Origin of the sequence: uncultured Bifidobacterium sp. (assembly GCF_959020145.1) — a bacterium.
In the GTDB taxonomy this organism is placed as follows: domain Bacteria; phylum Actinomycetota; class Actinomycetes; order Actinomycetales; family Bifidobacteriaceae; genus Bifidobacterium.
Genome location: NZ_CAUEQY010000011.1, coordinates 14667 through 31226 on the forward strand (window position 1 = coordinate 14667; position 16560 = coordinate 31226).

14 protein-coding genes and 1 tRNA gene are annotated in these 16560 nt (G+C 56.8%); 1 reads left to right on the forward strand and 14 read right to left on the reverse strand.

The window, feature by feature from the left end:
• Position 1: 1 nt before the first annotated feature.
• From Q5H33_RS05155 to Q5H33_RS05185, 7 genes are all read right to left on the reverse strand, one after another.
• Complete coding sequence (locus Q5H33_RS05155) at positions 2-928, reverse strand: branched-chain amino acid ABC transporter permease (RefSeq protein ID WP_022245068.1); 927 nt, start codon at positions 926-928, stop codon at positions 2-4.
• Positions 929-994: 66 nt separating this feature from the next.
• Complete coding sequence (locus Q5H33_RS05160) at positions 995-2140, reverse strand: ABC transporter substrate-binding protein (RefSeq protein WP_171842401.1); 1146 nt, start codon at positions 2138-2140, stop codon at positions 995-997.
• Between the two features lie 229 nt (positions 2141-2369).
• Positions 2370-3293, reverse strand: coding sequence for a peptide chain release factor N(5)-glutamine methyltransferase (prmC, locus tag Q5H33_RS05165; RefSeq protein WP_226586501.1), 924 nt, complete (start codon positions 3291-3293; stop codon positions 2370-2372).
• 9 nt (positions 3294-3302) lie between these two features.
• Positions 3303-4391, reverse strand: a complete 1089-nt coding sequence (gene prfA / locus Q5H33_RS05170) for a peptide chain release factor 1 (protein WP_004219762.1) — start codon at positions 4389-4391, stop codon at positions 3303-3305.
• A gap of 244 nt (positions 4392-4635) precedes the next feature.
• Entirely contained in the window at positions 4636-4848 is a 213-nt protein-coding gene (gene rpmE / locus Q5H33_RS05175) for a 50S ribosomal protein L31 (protein WP_003808371.1), read from the reverse strand.
• A 108-nt stretch (positions 4849-4956) separates the two neighbouring features.
• Positions 4957-5030, reverse strand: a tRNA-Ile gene (locus tag Q5H33_RS05180).
• A gap of 51 nt (positions 5031-5081) precedes the next feature.
• Positions 5082-6308, reverse strand: a complete 1227-nt coding sequence (locus Q5H33_RS05185; protein ID WP_004219767.1) for an ROK family protein — start codon at positions 6306-6308, stop codon at positions 5082-5084.
• A 169-nt stretch (positions 6309-6477) separates the two neighbouring features.
• On the opposite strand from Q5H33_RS05185, the gene Q5H33_RS05190 reads away from it, so the two are divergent.
• Entirely contained in the window at positions 6478-7998 is a 1521-nt protein-coding gene (locus tag Q5H33_RS05190) for a xylulokinase (RefSeq protein ID WP_004219768.1), read from the forward strand.
• 197 nt (positions 7999-8195) lie between these two features.
• On the opposite strand, the gene Q5H33_RS05195 is transcribed toward Q5H33_RS05190, so the two are convergent.
• The 7 genes from Q5H33_RS05195 to Q5H33_RS05225 all read right to left on the reverse strand — a co-directional run bounded on the left by Q5H33_RS05195 (position 8196) and on the right by Q5H33_RS05225 (position 16238).
• Entirely contained in the window at positions 8196-8825 is a 630-nt protein-coding gene (locus Q5H33_RS05195; protein ID WP_033524224.1) for a sugar O-acetyltransferase, read from the reverse strand.
• A 60-nt stretch (positions 8826-8885) separates the two neighbouring features.
• Complete coding sequence (locus tag Q5H33_RS05200) at positions 8886-9071, reverse strand: carboxylesterase family protein (protein ID WP_368043742.1); 186 nt, start codon at positions 9069-9071, stop codon at positions 8886-8888.
• Positions 9072-9167: 96 nt separating this feature from the next.
• Positions 9168-11132 carry a sialate O-acetylesterase gene (locus tag Q5H33_RS05205; RefSeq protein ID WP_302423385.1) on the reverse strand — a complete coding sequence of 655 codons (1965 nt, stop codon included), beginning with the start codon at positions 11130-11132 and terminating at the stop codon, positions 9168-9170.
• Positions 11133-11218: 86 nt separating this feature from the next.
• The gene (locus tag Q5H33_RS05210) at positions 11219-12850 is read right to left on the reverse strand and encodes a glycoside hydrolase family 43 protein (protein ID WP_302423387.1); all 1632 of its coding nucleotides are present in this window, start codon (positions 12848-12850) and stop codon (positions 11219-11221) included.
• Between the two features lie 76 nt (positions 12851-12926).
• A complete protein-coding gene (locus Q5H33_RS05215; RefSeq protein WP_003808319.1) occupies positions 12927-13820 on the reverse strand; it encodes a carbohydrate ABC transporter permease in 894 nt (297 codons plus the stop codon).
• The gene (locus tag Q5H33_RS05220) at positions 13820-14863 is read right to left on the reverse strand and encodes a carbohydrate ABC transporter permease (RefSeq protein ID WP_302423389.1); all 1044 of its coding nucleotides are present in this window, start codon (positions 14861-14863) and stop codon (positions 13820-13822) included. Before Q5H33_RS05220 ends, Q5H33_RS05215 begins: the two co-directional genes overlap by 1 nt.
• A 100-nt stretch (positions 14864-14963) precedes the next feature.
• Positions 14964-16238 (reverse strand): ABC transporter substrate-binding protein, encoded by a 1275-nt coding sequence (locus Q5H33_RS05225; protein WP_302423391.1) that lies wholly within the window; start codon positions 16236-16238, stop codon positions 14964-14966.
• Positions 16239-16560 lie beyond the last annotated feature (322 nt).

Consider the following 16560-nt stretch of genomic DNA (forward strand, 5'->3'; position numbering starts at 1 on the left):
ATCACACCTTCTCGCTTTCCGGCTCGCCCATCAGACCGGACGGCTTGACCAGCAGCACGATGATGAGAATGCCGAACACAATGGCGTCGGAGAACGCCGACGTGATCACACCGGCCGTAATCGTACCGATATACGCCTTGGTAAGACTCTCGGCCACGCCGATCAGCAAGCCACCGACCATAGCGCCCGGAATGGAACCGATGCCGCCAAGCACCGCGGCGACGAACGCTTTCAAGCCCAGCATGGCACCCATCATCGGAGAGACCTGCGGGTAGGAAATGCAGTACATAAGCGCCGCCACCGCAGCCAGGCCGGAGCCGATGGCGAAGGTCAACGTGATGGTGGAGTTCACGTTGATGCCCATCAGAATCGACGCTTCCTTGTCTTCGGACACCGCACGCATGGCCTTGCCCTGCTTGGTGAGGGAGACGAACAGCTGCAACGCGACCATGATGGCGATGCCGAGCAGCACCGTTATGATGGTCGCTCCGTCGATTTTGAGTTTGCCAAGCACCAGCGTTGGAATTTCAACGATGGTTGGCACGGTCTGATAATCAGCGCCGAACAGCGCCTGGGAGCCGTTTTCAAGCAGCAGGCTCATGGCGATCGCAGTGATCAGCGCCGTCATATTATTGCCTTTTTCACGCACCGGCTTGTACGCGGCCCTTTCCACGATAATACCCACCGCCACGCACACAAGCACCGCCGGAATCACGGCGAACCATGCGGGCAGACCGCAGGCGATAATGAACGGAATGGTAAGCATCAGCGCGTAGGAGCCGACCATGATGAAGTCGCCGTGCGCGAAATTGATCAGTCGGATGATGCCGTACACCATGGTGTAGCCGAGGGCCACAAGCGAATACACGCTGCCGATTTTCAGACCGTTGAAGATCTGACCGATGAACATAATGACCGAATCGCTCATCATCCCTCCTTTCTTGTTGTTTCGTCAGTTGAAGTCTTGTTTTTCTTGATTCCTCGCGTTTTTTCGCTATTTCGCCGGCTGGATGGTGTCTTTGTATGTCGGTTCGCCGTCGCTCATTTCCAGCACAATCACCGATTTCTTCGGAGAACCATGCTTGTCGAGCGTGAATGCGCCGGTCACGCCGGAGAAGCTCATACCTGCGATGGCGTTGCGAATATCGGCACGAGTGGCGTTTTCACCGGCTTGTTCGATGGCCCGCTTGAACATGTAGACGGAATCGTAACCGAGCGCGGTGAAGGTGTTCGGCGATTCGCCGTTATTGGCCTTCTTGTATGAGGTGATGAACTGCTGCACCTTCGTGTTGGACTTGTCATCCGGCGAATAATGCGTGGTGTACAGCACCTTGTTGTAGTTCGCTTTGTTTCCCGTGGTTTTGAGGCCGTCGTAGCCGTCGGGGCCCATGATGTAGCCCTCATAGCCGACCGCTCGCGTCTGTGGCACAATGTACGGGCCAACCGTGGAATAGTAGTACGGCGCATATAGGAATTCCGCACCAGAAGCTTCGATTTTCTGCAGCTGCGACGAGTATTCGGTATCGTCGGCGCTAGAGGAATTCTCTTCCGCCACCACGTCGAGTCCGTTCTTCTTCGCCGCCGCGACAAAAGCCTTGCCCACACCAGACGAATACGGATCGCCCGTGCCATACAGCACGGCCACTTTCTTGACCTTCAATGTTTCGGCCGCATACTTGGCGGCGATCTCGCCCTGGTAGGAGTCCTTGAAGCAGGTGCGGAACAGGTATCCGCCCGTTTCCACGGAATCGGCGGTTGCGGCCGGAGCGATGGTCGGCATCTGGTTCTGGTCGGCGAGCGGCGCGACGGCACCGGAGGTTGACGAAATGGTCGGTCCGAGCACGGCGATCACGTTCTTGTCGCCGGCCAGACGGTTAAAGGCGTTGGATGCCTCGATCACATCACCCTTGTCGTCCATGGATTCCAGTTTGATCTGTTTGCCGAAGATTCCCCCATCGGCGTTGATTTCCTTGACCGCCAGTTTGAACCCGTTCACTTCGGCTTCGCCATAGGCTGCGGCTGCACCGGAATTGGTGGTGACCGAGCCGATGGTGATCACATCGTTATCCGCGATGGTGGCGCTCTCATTACTGGTGGCGTACATGTTGCCGCCCGAACAGGCTGTAACACTCACTCCCATAACCGCCGCAAGACAGAGTGCGGCCAGTTTTTCGGCATTCTTGATTTTCACTGCCGTTCCTTCTCTTCTTGTCAGCGCAACCGGACGCCTCATCTTGTGGATGCTTCCGCAACCGGTATGCTTACCGCTGAACTGGTCTAATGCAATGGTCGGACTTCCAACTGGAACTCTATTGCAACAGAAAAACCACGTTCCCCTGGAAAAATCTCTTATTCTGAGACGCGTTGCATCACTGCTTTTTCGCGGTCATGTATCGCGGGCGACCTGTGTAATCGTTATGCACCATCACATTGCTGAATCCATATGACAGCGCGAATGCAGACAATCGTTCACCTTGCGTAATATCGTGTTCCATTACCAGCAAACCGCCGTTTTTCAGCAGTTTTGCGGCACGGGCGATAATGCGTTCCGGAATAAGCGTGCCATCTGCGGAACCGCCGTATAGCGCAAGATCGGGATCGTAGTCGCGTACTTCCGGTTGCTGCGGAATATCCGCAAGAGGCACATACGGAGGATTGGTGAGCACGATATCGATCGTGCCGTCCAGCTGGTTCAGCGTCGGCATTTGCGTGGCATCAGCGATTTCCAGATGATAGTTGCTGGCGATGCTGGGGTACTTTTTTGCGGTTTCGTTGAGATTGACGCGGGTCCATTGCGCGGTTTGCTCGCTTTTTTCGACCGCCCACACCTCGCTGCCGGGCACTTCCGTCACGAATGACAGGCCGATTGCGCCGCTTCCCGCGCACAGATCGACCACTTTCGCCGAATACATGCCGTGCTTGGTGATCCAGTCGACACCTTCCTGCACCACGAGTTCGGTTTCCTGACGCGGAATGAACACGCCCGGACCAACCTTCAGATCGAGGTAGCGGAAGGGCGCGTGGCCGGTGATATGTTGCAGCGGTTCACGCTTGGACCTGCGATCCACCATGGTGTGGAATCGCTTCAACGCAGCGTCTTCACCGCTCTGCTTCGCGCCTTGCTTCGCCAGTTCGGATGTTTCGCTTCCCATCAGCATGGCCTTGTCGACGGTCTGCAGGTCGACGCCGAATACTTCGGCGGCCAATAATTTGGCATCGTGCTCCGGAGTGTCAACACCGGACGCACGCAACATGGCCGAAGCGGATCGCACGAGTTCGAATACGGTAGCCATCGGCCGCCTTTACTTCTGATGGGCCAAGCGATCGGCTTCGTCAGCCTGAATGTCGCTGTCGATCACAGCCTGCAGATCGCCGTCAAGCACGGCGTCAAGGTTGTACGCCTTGTAGTTCGTGCGATGATCGACGATACGGTTCTCCGGGAAATTGTAGGTGCGGATTCGTTCGGAACGATCCAGCGAACGCACCTGGGAGTGACGCATGTCTGCGGCCTGTGCGGCTTCCTCCTCGTGCTTCATGGCGAGCAGGCGGCTCTTCAACACGCGCAGTGCGGCCGCACGATTCTGGATCTGGCTCTTCTCATCCTGCATGCTCACCACGATGCCAGTCGGAATGTGGGTCATACGAACTGCGGAATATGTGGTGTTCACGGACTGGCCGCCCGGGCCAGAGCTCATGAAAATGTCGATTTTCAGATCTTTCTGATCGATTTCGATCTCATCGTCATCTTCATCGGCTTCCGGGAATACAATGACGCCCGCTGCGGACGTCTGAATACGACCCTGCGATTCGGTGACGGGGATACGCTGCACGCGATGCACGCCACCCTCGTATTTGAGGGATGCCCATACGCCGTCTTCCGGAGCGGGAGTGCCCTTGGCGCGGATGGCGAGCTGCACGTCTTTGACGCCGCCCAGTTCGGTGGTGTTTTCGCTTTGCAGGGTGACGGTCCAACCGCGCTTTTCCGCATATCGCATGTACATGCGTAGCAGATCGCCGGCGAACAACGCGGCTTCCTCGCCGCCGGTGCCCGCCTTGATTTCCATGATCGTATCGCGCGCATCATCGGGATCGCGCGGAATCAACGCGGTGCGCAGTTTCTCCTCAACTGCCGGAAGCTCGCTCTCCAAACGTTTCGCTTCTTCCGCGAAATCCGGATCTTCGGAAGCCATTTCCTTGGCTGCCTCCAGATCGTCTTTCACCTGCTTGTATGCGGTGTATGCGGAAACGATGACGCCCAACTCGGCGTGACGACGTCCCAGCTTACGCATCTTATCCGGATCCGACGCGACTTCCGGCTCGGCCATCTGCTGTTCGATATTATGATATTCCTCAAGTGCGGTAACTGCCGCGGGGAACTGCTCGTCTGCCAATGTACGCCTTTTCTATCTGCTTATAAATCTGCGCTTCAGCGTGAACGCTTCGCTGAACTCCACTCAACCTGTCCATCATATAAGGTGCCTTGGAAACGCTGCCGAAGCGCGGTATTTCGCAGGCATCCCACGCATCTTACGAATATCCCGATCGCATGCACGCCAGCGCATGCGCATCCGTCGCATAATGAAAAACGCCAGCCCATAATCGGACTGGCGTTTTTCATTGCCTAAGCAATAAGACTCACTTGGCCTTCTTGCCGTAACGCTTCTCGAAGCGAGCCACGCGGCCACCGGTGTCGAGGATCTTCTGCTTGCCGGTGTAGAACGGGTGGCAGTTGGAGCACACGTCGACGGTCATGTGATCGCCGTTGTAGGTGGAACGGGTGACGAAGGTGTTGCCGCAAGAGCAGGTGACCTGCACTGCGTGGTAATCAGGATGGATACCCTGCTTCATAGTTTGTCTCCTAGAGATTCGGGGGACCCGGGTCGCTGAGCCCCTATGGCAGAGCGTGAACCGGATAACCTTGCAGAGTATATCAGAAGCCTTGACTTTGTGAAAGAGTGGGGCGTCACGGGCTTGAACCGTGGACCGGCGGATTATGAGTCCGATGCTCTAACCGACTGAGCTAACGCCCCACGTTGCAACATGCGAACATGCCAACTTGGCAAGTTTAGCAAATGGGTGGACTAGTTTTGCTTCATGAAACGCAGCGGATTGTCGATAAAGCGTCGCAAACCGATTTCCGCAGCGCCCATCAAGGCCGGACGATCGACGATATCCGCCACAAGCACGCTTGCCTCGACTTCCGGATACGCCAGCACTTGCGGGCGTACCATGCGTTCGATTCTGCGAATCAGTTCAGGTTCGAAACGCGCCCACAAGCCACCGAGCATCACCACGTCGACGTCACAGACATTGATGGTCGATGCGATTACGGAAGCCATGGCCTCCAATGCTTTTTCCACAACGGCCACGGTCTGCGCATCGCGCTGGTGCCAGCGGTCGATCAATTCGTCGATGGCGCTGCGGGTCGCGGCGGCATCGCTGCTGGCGATTCCGGCCGCGCTCACCATGGAACGCCTGCCCGCATACACTTCAAGGCAGCCGCGACGGCCGCAACGGCAGACGGGACCGCGCATGTCGACGGAAACATGGCCCAATTCGCCACCGAAACCGTGATCACCGCTCACCACACGCCCTTCGCGGATCACTGCACCGCCGATACCCACGTCGGTCGACATGTAAAGAAACGAATCCGTCGGCTTGATCCGCCCAGAATCCTTACGCTGCGTGGCATAGCCGGGAACCTGTGCCAACGCGGCGGCATTGGCCTCGTTGCAGGCAACAGGATCAAGTCGCTTGACCACATCGAACTGCTTGAGATCCAAACGTTCCCAACCGAGATTGCGCGCGCCAAGCAATCGCATATCATCGGTGACGAGACCCGGCAATGCCAAACCGGTACCGGCAAGCACATAACCTTTCTTGGCAAGCGCTTCTTCCTGCTGCAAAGCCAGTTCGTCGAGACGGGCGAAAATCGCCCGCTCATCGGCGTTGGCCATGTCGGCGTCGACCCACTGCTCCCCCACAACGGAACCGTCAAGATCGAGCACCACCACGCCATAACCGTCGGTGTTGGCCTGCAATCCCATGCCGCACAGGCGTCCACCTTTGATTTCAAGCGGAATGCTGGGGCGCCCATACAGCGATTGGCCGGAAGGCGCGCCTTCCACCAGAATCTCATTGTCGAGCATCAACGACACCAATACCGACATGGCCGCTTTGGTCAATCCGGTTTTCTTGGCAAGATCGGCGCGACTCATTGGTTCGGTGGCACGCAACAGCGAGTCGAGCACCACGGAAAGATTATGGTTTCGCAAATCGTCTTGATTGATACTCCGCAGTGAAGCCATGGTTCCCTCCTCTTTGACGCGTCTTTGCCGAAAAAGCGCACCGTCTCTATAGTCAAATCACTTTATGATGGTACACTAGACATTATAGTTCATTCATCTAACTAAATGAGGTGGCGGACCGTGCGAATTCCTTGCACTTCGTTGCGCCAGCTCACTGCAAGGAGACACAATGACTCGAACTCTCGTGGCCGGCGTCGACACCTCGACCCAGTCCTGCAAAGTGCGCGTGACCGACGCCGAAACCGGTGAAATGGTGCGCTTTGGCCAGGCCAAACACCCCAATGGCACGTCTATTGACCCGAAATTCTGGTGGGACGCGTTCCTCGAGGCAGCCCAGCAGGCCGGCGGACTTGACGACGTTGAGGCACTGGCCGTTGGCGGTCAGCAGCACGGCATGGTGATTCTCGACCAGCAAGGCAACGTGATTCGCGACGCCATGCTGTGGAACGATATAAGCTCGGCGCCGCAGGCCGCGGCCCTCATCGAAAAGATGGGCGAGGCTCCCGCCGAAGAAGGCGAACCGGAAGATGTGATTGCACGTGGTAAGCAGCGTTGGGTCAAGGCCGTTGGCTCCTCCCCCGTTGCTTCCTTCACGCTAACCAAGGTGGCGTGGGTGGCTGAAAACGAACCGGAAAACGCCAAGAAGATCGCCGCGATCTGCCTGCCGCACGATTGGCTGAGCTGGCGTATCGCCGGCTACGGCCCGGTCGCAGAAGGCGAGGACGCACACTTGGAAGCGCTGTTCACCGACCGTTCCGACGCTTCCGGCACCATCTATTACGATGCCGCTTCCAACGAATACCGCCGCGATCTGATCGCCATGGTGCTTGAGCCAGCGGAAGGTGCCGAAGCGGCACGCGAGCATGCCGACGCAATCATGCTGCCGACCGTGCTTGGACCGCACGATGCCGCCGCAGTCAAGGCAAGCCCGGAAATCGCCGGCAAGAACGTTGAGGGTGGTTGCATCATCGCACCGGGCGGCGGCGACAACGCCATGGCGTCCCTCGGACTTGGCATGAGCGTGGGTGACGTTTCCGTTTCATTGGGCACTTCCGGCGTGGCAGCAGCCATTTCCGAAAATCCGACCTACGATTTGACCGGTGCCGTTTCCGGCTTCGCCGACTGCACCGGCCACTACCTGCCACTGGCCTGCACCATCAACGGATCGCGCATTCTTGACGCCGGCCGTGCAGCCCTCGGCGTCGACTACGACGAACTCGCATCCCTGGCATTCGCTTCCGAACCGGGCGCCGGCGGTATTACGCTGGTGCCGTATTTCGACGGCGAACGCACGCCGAACCGTCCGGACGCGACCGCAACCCTTTCCGGCATGACGCTGGCCAACACCACACGCGAGAACATGGCCCGCGCGTTCGTTGAGGGCTTGCTGTGCTCCCAGCGCGACTGCCTAGAGCTTATCCGTTCGCTTGGCGCTGAGATTTCCCGCATTCTGCTTATCGGCGGCGGCGCGAAGTCCAAGGCAATCCGCACGCTCGCGCCGAGCGTGTTCGGCATGGACGTGACCCGCCCGACCACCGACGAGTATGTTGCCATCGGCGCCGCCCGTCAGGCCGCCTGGGTGCTGTCCGGCGAAACGGAACCGCCCGCATGGCCGCTCACCATCGACGGCGTGGAAACCGGCGAACCGACTGAAGCCGTGTACGAGGCCTATGCAAAGGCCCGCGGCTGATCAATCAGCATAAATCGCACTAAAACAACGCAAAATGGGTGCCGTCACAACCAACCGCAACGGCACCCATTTTCGTCTCAAACAAAATCGTGCGATATTCCGATCAAATCGTGAGGTCAAAACTGAAATCGTGCGACAACACGTCTAGCAGTAGGGCAACACGCGAATTCGCTCTGAGGGAACACCGTAACCCAACGTCAGACGATACCCTCGACATCGGCGAAGGCGGGATCGCGTTCGGGAATCTCGCGGATTACATGCGCCGGATTGCCGACTGCGATCGAATTGGCGGGAATGTCTCGTGTAACCACAGAACCCGCGCCGATAATGGAATTCGAGCCAATCGTGACGCCAGGCGTGACCGTAACGTTCGCACCAAACCACACGTTGTCACCAATCGTCACCGGCGAAGCATGTTCCCAGCCAGCCAGTCGCGTTGCCGCATCCAAGGCATGATTCGGCGTGGCAATGGTACAACGCGGGCCGATCAGGCAATCCTCGCCAAGCGTTACATATCCGCCGCCGCACACCATGAAATCCTTGTTCAAGAACGTGCCGCGGCCAATGGTCAGGCCGATGCCATAATCCACATTGAACGGCGGCGTGAATTGTACGCCCTCCCCCGCGTCGGGAACGAGCTCGTGGAACAGGCGGTAGGCCTCGTCAGGATCATCGAAGAAGATGCGGTTGATCGTGGCGCAGGTACGCATGGCCTCGCCAGTAAACTTCGGCAGCGACTTCGATTTGCGGTATTGCGTCGGCTTGCCGGCGAACAGCCTAGTCAGATCCTCGTCGGACGCGATCTGCGTCTCCGTCTCCTTCGTCATGCCCGTCTCCTTCGTCACGATTTCCACCACGCTATAGTGAACGCTCACACTATACTATATTCATCTACTTGACCTGGCATACGACATACTATCCGATGTATCGCGGCATCCGCCGAGCAGCATGTATCGTTGGCCATTGGGTCCGCACGCCGGACATTCGGGCAATCCGGAACCGTTCGGATCGCCCGTCGCCGCGAAATTCGTCCAATACCGAATCATGACACGAGACAAATCGTAATGCGCCAACGGGAAGGCTTGGCATAGGGGATGCCACGAAACACGGTAATTACAGAGTCCGTATCGGAGAATCCATCGACGAGTCCTTGTCGAAGCGCGACCTGTCTACGCATGAATCCCCTTATCATCGTCCGTGGGCAATGTCAGGCGGAACGGCGGAATCAGCATGCCGTCGCCGTCGCAGATGAGTCCGGATTCCGGATTGTTGCTCCACGCGTACCGCACCTCATCTGGCCTGCGCGCCGTCATGCGCGCCACGATATCACAGCCGTCCAGCCATGCCTCGGCCCGCGCGAATGTGGCGCAGTCGCGCCATAGAAATTCGATTTCCTGGGGAGCGTCACCGTCCAACGTCATCAGCCGGCGGCCCTCCGATCGGATCCGCTCGTCCGAGCGACTCCGCCACACACAGTGCATCCGCAACAGATCTCCGCAGACCTCGATGGTTTCCACGGCCGGTTGAGGCTGAGCCTGGCGACCGTATACCAAATCCATCGCGGCATTGAACACGCGATCCGCGACGAGCTTCTTGTCATACGGATGCAGATCGTTGCCCTCGCCGGCGTCAAGCGTCACCACCGTCGCAACGTTTTCAAGTTCGTTCGCGACGTTCCATTCCTGTTCGCGGACGAGTGGCCAGCCTCCATCCTCAATGGCGTCGATGTCGAATTTTGGAAGCTGGACGATCAGAAACGGCATATCCGGCTGATGCCATTTGACGCGCCACAATTGAATCATGGCCTTCAGCTCGTCGCCATATCGCATGGCGCGGTCGCCGGTGTTCGATTCGCCCTGATACCACAACACAGCGCGCACCGCATATGGAAAACACGGGGCGAGCATGGCATTGTACAGGCCGGTCGGCTTCCATCTGACGAAATCCTCGAATGGGCAATCGCGGTCAGCTTCGGCGGTCACGGCATACTGCCAGATGCCGGACAGATCGAAGACATCGTCTCCGATGGTCAGTGTCATCCGTTTGCCGGGCGTCACACGGCCGCCGGGCCGTTCAACGACCAGACGCATGCGGATTTCGTTCGCGCCGGCGCGCAACACGCCGGCTGCGACCGGATAGTCCCGCGGCTCATACACATTGCTTCGCCCACCGACCAACACACCATTGACCCACGTATGGTCGGCATCATTCATGGTGCCCAGACGCAGTAGGGCGGGCTTCCCCGCATCCGACGGAGGCAGGAACACGGTTTTTCTCATGGTAATCTCGCCACGGAAACCGGCAAGTCCGCGATCCTTGTACCATCCAGGCAGGCGTATGTCATGCCATGCCACGTCGCGCGGCTCGATGTTCTTGGATTCCGGACAGTCCCACGCGATCAATGGCAGCCATTCATGGTGGGCATCGGCCACAGCCTCGTATCCAAGCGCTTGGTACCACCGGTCCCGTTCGGCAACGGAATCGCGGCTTTTCTTCGATGCCACGCCATCGCCAAGATACGGCTCAAGATCAGCGAGCGCTTCGGGGAACGCCCGCAATGCGTCGGCATCCATCCAGGATTCAATCGGCGATCCACCCAATGAAACGTTCAACAGGCCGACGGGCACATTCAGCCACTGACGGATCCTGCGTCCGAAGAAATAGGCGAGCGCGGAGAAATCTCCAAGGGTTTCCGCATCGCACCCCTGCCAGAACGCATGGTCATGATCGCTGCGGGGACCGTTGAAGTCACAATCGGGAATCGCTTTGTATTGCCGCAGCAATGGGTCAGGCTCACGATTCCACTCCAGCGGATAGTCCGCACGCACCCAAGCCATGGGCAGTTCCATGTTCGACTGTCCCGAACACAGGAACACTTCTCCCGCATAGCATTGGCGCGAGATGCATTCGGTTCCGTCCTCATAACGCACCGTCAAATCGTACGGTCCGCCTGCTTTGATCGGACCGTACGGCACGCTCCATGAGCCGTCGTCCCCCACCCGCGTAGTCCGGTCCTTGCCATCGAGGCGTACCAGCACGCCGCGTCCAGGGTCGCCGGCGCCCCAGATATGTATGGTCGCACCGGCCTGCAGCACGCAACCGTCGTCAAGCAGTTTCGGCAATTGCAAAACCATGCTCGTCCGCTCCTCATTGCCCATAGAATTCAATCCCGTCGAGTATGCCGGCTGACGGCGGACGCTCTGTCGCCAGCCGGCACTGTCTACTGGTTATCGGAAAGCTCCCGATAGTCGAAGTAGTCGAATTCGGCCTGCGCGTCGTAGCCGGACAGATCGACGCAGGCAAGTCCCACGAACGCGCCGGTGAAGAAGCCGCCGTAACGTTGGTTCACGTAATCGTCGGACAGGATCTTCGCATCGAGCCTGACTGGAATCTCGGTGAAATGTTCCCCGTCGAAGGAATATTCGTAGGAATAGTATTCCGTGCGGACCTTGGTGCGCAGCCATACCGCCTCAGCCTCTTCGGGCACTACGATGGCGTCATCCTTGAGGAACGACGTATATTGGTTGAAATCGTTCTGAGCCACTTCGATGACCCTTGCGTGACGTTTCTCATCCCAAGTGATAAACGCCCATGACCAGCATAGGTCATCGTAATAGTTGGTCAGGCCTGCCATCTGCATGTAATTCTTCGGATCGAAACGCACCTTGGTTTCGGCGTCGAAATCAAATGCCTGCCAGCGACGAGCCACAAGAGACAAGTCAAACAGGTTGCACAGCGAGCCCTGACCACGCAATGCCAGTTTGCCACCGCCCACCGTGCCTATGGCGTCGGTGAACGGGACGCGTAGCGTGTTCCAATTCGGACCGAGCTCGCCGGAATCGAACTCATCATGTTCGTCACGCGTCGTTGGGGCCAAAGTCTCGATGGCATCTTTCGGAGCATCAACGTAACGCTGTCCGCCGTGACCTCCGATCACGCGCGGCCAACCGTCCTCATCCCATTCGACTTTCTGGATGGAGGTCTCGCGTCCGAGTGTGCACCATCCGCGGGTGCCATGGGCCGGTTCGGTATCATGACGCCACGGACGACCGCATAGGGAGGCGTAATACCACTCGCCGGACGGGGTGTCCACCAACGCTCCATGGCCCTGCTTCTGCAAATAGGTGTCAGGAGTGTCGAAGTTACCGATGAACGGGCCATTCGGCATAACTTCGAAGGAGCATTCGTCAAGGGTACGGGAACGCGCCACAGATTCCTGATGCTCATACACCGTGCCGCCTTCTGCGGCAAACAGGTAGTACCAACCATCCTTCTTGTATAGGTGGGGACCTTCGGTGATCTTCACCGAGGTGCCATCCCAGATGGTGCGGGCCGTTTCTGGCTTGAGCTTCATGGTGTCGACGTCGAATTCCGTCAATGTGATACCGTCGAACTGGTGGTGGTATTCACGGAAATCCCATGTCTGCTGCACCAAGTATTTGCGGCCGTCGTCGTCATGGAACAGGCTGGCGTCAAAACCGACCCCGTTGATGCGAACCGGCTCGCTCCATGGCCCGTGGATGTCCTCGGCGGTGACCAAATAATTAGTGCAATCCTTGAATGCACCATTGACCACCTTGACATCAGTGTAGATCAGCCAGAACCTGCCATCCGCATAGCTTAGGTCAGGAGCCCAGATGCCTCCCGAAGAGGGGTTTCCTCTCATATCAAGCTGGCTGGACCGGCTCAACGGGCTTGGAAGAATGTTCCAATGCACCAGGTCCTTGGACTCATGCAGGCGAACGCCTGGGAACCATTCGAAAGTGGAATTGGCAATGTAATAAGTGTCACCGACGCGAATCATTGAAGGATCGGCATGAAAACCGGTGAGCACCGGGTTGGAAATCTTCATAATGTACCTCTTGCATAAAAGATGAAGCCCGGAAGACGGAAAGGAACATCTTCCGGGCGTGGGTTGTCACATTCCGTCAGCCCTTGACCGCACCTGTCAGGCCGCCGACGATCTTCTTCTGGAAGATGGTGAAACAGATCAGGGCCGGAATCATAGCCAGAGAGGTGAAGGCCAACACCTGTGCGGTGTCAACGGAGTGTTCAGAGCTGAACATCTGTACGCCAAGTGGCAATGTGTACTTGTTGGCATCACTGAGCACGAACAGCGGCAGCATGTAGGCATTCCAGCTTCCCACGAAGGTAAGGATTCCAGTGGTGGCCACGCCAGGCATGGACAGCGGAATGACCATGCGCCAGAAGAAGCCAAGGCGGGAGCATCCATCGAGAAGACAGGCCTCCTCAAGCTCATTAGGAATCGACTGTAGGAACGGCACCAAGATGATGATGGTCTGAGGAAGTCCGAAGGCAATTTGCGGAAGGATCAGACCCCACAGGGAGTTGGCCAGACCCAGATTGCGAATCAGCAGATACAAAGGTGTAATGCCAACGGTCATCGGGAACATGAGACCAGCAGAGAACAACGCGTACATAAGCGGCGCATAGCGGAATTTGTATCGGGCGATGACAAAGCTCACCATGATGCTAAGCACCACGACGCCTACCATGGTGGCGATACCCACGATGGTAGAATTCTTCAGTTCCGTCCAGAAAATATCACTTTCGAAGACCGTCTTGTAGTTGTCGGGGACCCATGGGTTCGGCATCCCGGACGGATGGTTGGTGATCTGCGAATTGGTACGGAAACCGCCGAAGATAATGTACAGCACCGGAGTGATGCAGATGGCCACAAGCACCAGGGAGAAGAAGTAGACGATTGGGTTGCCCCATGGCGTCTTGGACGACTTACGGTAACCATTCTTCTTGCTGTACTCGCTTTTGTTGGAATGTCCTGCGATTGTTGCGGCAGTCATCACTTCACCTCACTTGCCAGGGCAGCAACCTCACGATGCTGCACTTCTTTTGCGCGCTTCCTGGCACGCTTCTCGGCTTCTTTCTGTTCAGTAACAGCACCGTCCAAGTCACGGTTCAGCACGAACTTCTGATAGACGAGTGCGATGATCAAAGAGATCACGAAGATGATCAGAGCAACGGCGGAACCATAGCCATAGTTGCCGGCTCCACGACCTTCACGCACCATGTAGGTGGCCATGGTGGACACACCAGCGGTGGTCGACACATACTTGCCCCACACGATATAGACCAGATCGAAAAGCTGCAGAGAGCCAATCATGGAAAGGAACACCCAGATCCGCAACGTCGGAGCAAGCAACGGCAACGTGATGCTTTTCTGCATCTGCCAGAAACTCGCCCCATCCACTTTGGCTGCTTCATACAGTTCATCGGGAATGGATTGCATGCCGGCGAGCATCAGAATTACGGCGAAACCGACGTATTTCCAGCTGATCAGCAACAGCAGCGTCCAAATAGCGATTTTCGGGTCGGCCAGCCAATCGGGACCATTGATGCCGAAGTTGGCCAGAATCTCATTGATGGCGCCCTTCTTCTGTAGCAACAGGCTCCATCCTGTGCCGACGATGACCTCGGAAACGACATACGGCACGAAGATGAGGGTGCGGATGAGACCACGCCCCTTGAACTTCTGGTTCAGCAGCAATGCGAACAGGATGGCGAGCGGAGCCTGGATGACCAACGAGCCGATCACGACCTCGAAGGTATGCAGAATCGCCGCCTGGAACGCGGGATCCTTAAGCGCTGTGATGTAGTTCTGGAGACCAACGAATTTACCTGTCTTGGAGGGAACTCCGTAGCCCTTCCACTGATAGAAGCCGTAATAAGCACCCAAGACGATAGGCAGAATCACAAAGCAGACGAACAGAAGAATCGCAGGTGCGGACAGTACGAAAATCTCAACATTACGACGCATTTTGCCATCGGACGGTTTCTTGGACCGCTTAGCGCGCAGCGTCACCGCGTCTTTGCTTGTACTTGACATGGTTTTCTCCACTACCAGATACGTTTCTCGAATAGGAAGGAGGGCAGATGAAGATCTGTCTATCCACCCTCCTTTGGCCGTCAACCAGCCATGTTCACTATCAGCCCTTGGACGCTGCGTCCTTCATCGCCTTGACGATGTCAGCCGAAGTCCCCTGTCCGGAAAGCAGATTCACCACTCCGGAATTAAGAGCGTTGCCAATATTTCCGCCGAGAGCGGTATCCATCCACAGCTGCATGCCATCAGACTTTTTCATAGCTTCGAGGATAGCCTTAAGATTTTCATCGGTAACCGCATCGTAAGCTTCGGCGGAAGCCGGAATGGTGCTGAACGCAGTGGCGTATTTCTCCTGATTTGATTTCTCAGCCATGAAATTGACGAAATCAACAGCAGCGTCCGGAGCCTCGGGATTGACAGCGAAACCGGTCACAGCGCCCATCAAAGCACCTTCCTCGCCTTTTCCTCCGTCCACGGTCGGGAAGGCGAAGAAGCCAAGGTCAGCCATTGGCTTCTTGTCCGGAGTCAGGTCCTTGAGAACTCCAGGCTCCCATGTGCCCATGAGCTCCATCGCAGCCTTATGATTGGCCAGCAGACCTGCGGATGAGCTGGCGCCCTGCTGGGCCGTCGTGGTGAGGAATCCTTCGTTAAAAGCATTCGCATCCAACAAATCCTTCAGATCATCTCCGGCCTTGGTCCAGCAGGAGTCGGAGAAGTCCTTGTCATTGACGCCCTTGGCGTAGGCCTTCGGAGAGCATTCGCGCATGGACAACCAGTAGTACCAGTGACCGACCGGCCAAGCATCCTTGCCGCCGAGTGCGATCGGATCGATGCCAGCGCTGCGAAGCTTCTGCACATCGGTCTTCAGCTCGCTGAAAGTGGTCGGCTCGGCATCGATGCCAGCCTGCTTGAACAAATCCTTGGAATACCAGATGCCACCAGGCTGGGCAGCGACCGGAACACCATAGACCTTGCCATCATAAGACATGGAATCCAATGAGGAAGACATTTGCTTTTTGACGGTATCGCTAATCTTATCAGTAATATCCATTACCTGGCCGGCATCAACCATGTCCTTGGTCTTGGCACCACCAAGGGTCATGTACACATCCGGGCCGGAGGCGGGATCCTGCATAGCGGTAGTCAGCTTGCCTTCGAAATCCTCGTTCTGGATGGCCTGAATCTGAACCTTGACACCAGTCTTCTTCTCAAACGCTTTGGCCAGATCCTCCCAATACTGCTTGCCGTCACCAGCTGTTGCGTTATGCCAGAACGTAATGGTCTTATCGTCTTTGGCGCCAGCGCTGGAGCCACAGGCACCCATGCCCAACATGGTCGCCACCGCAAGAGTGGCAGCTGCAATGGTTTTGAACTTCATTGTCTTCTCCTTATTGACCAAGTCATCATCGACAAAATGATGGCAACGACAGGAACGATTTCTCTCGAATGGGTCGAATCGGGAAGCATGACCGCAACGAATGCTGCCGCAGCTCCCCTGGCAGACAGAGAATCAGCCTTTGACTCCCTTCGAAAATTTCCATTCCGTTTTCGTTGTACCTACAGACTACCGAAACAAATCACACAAAGTCAAGTTTTTTGTAAAATCAGAAAACTAACTATTTTTCGTTGATTTTACAACGTTTTTAATCATTGCCAACATATCGAAAGTTTCGAAAAACGTAAACCGAAACTTTCGTTCG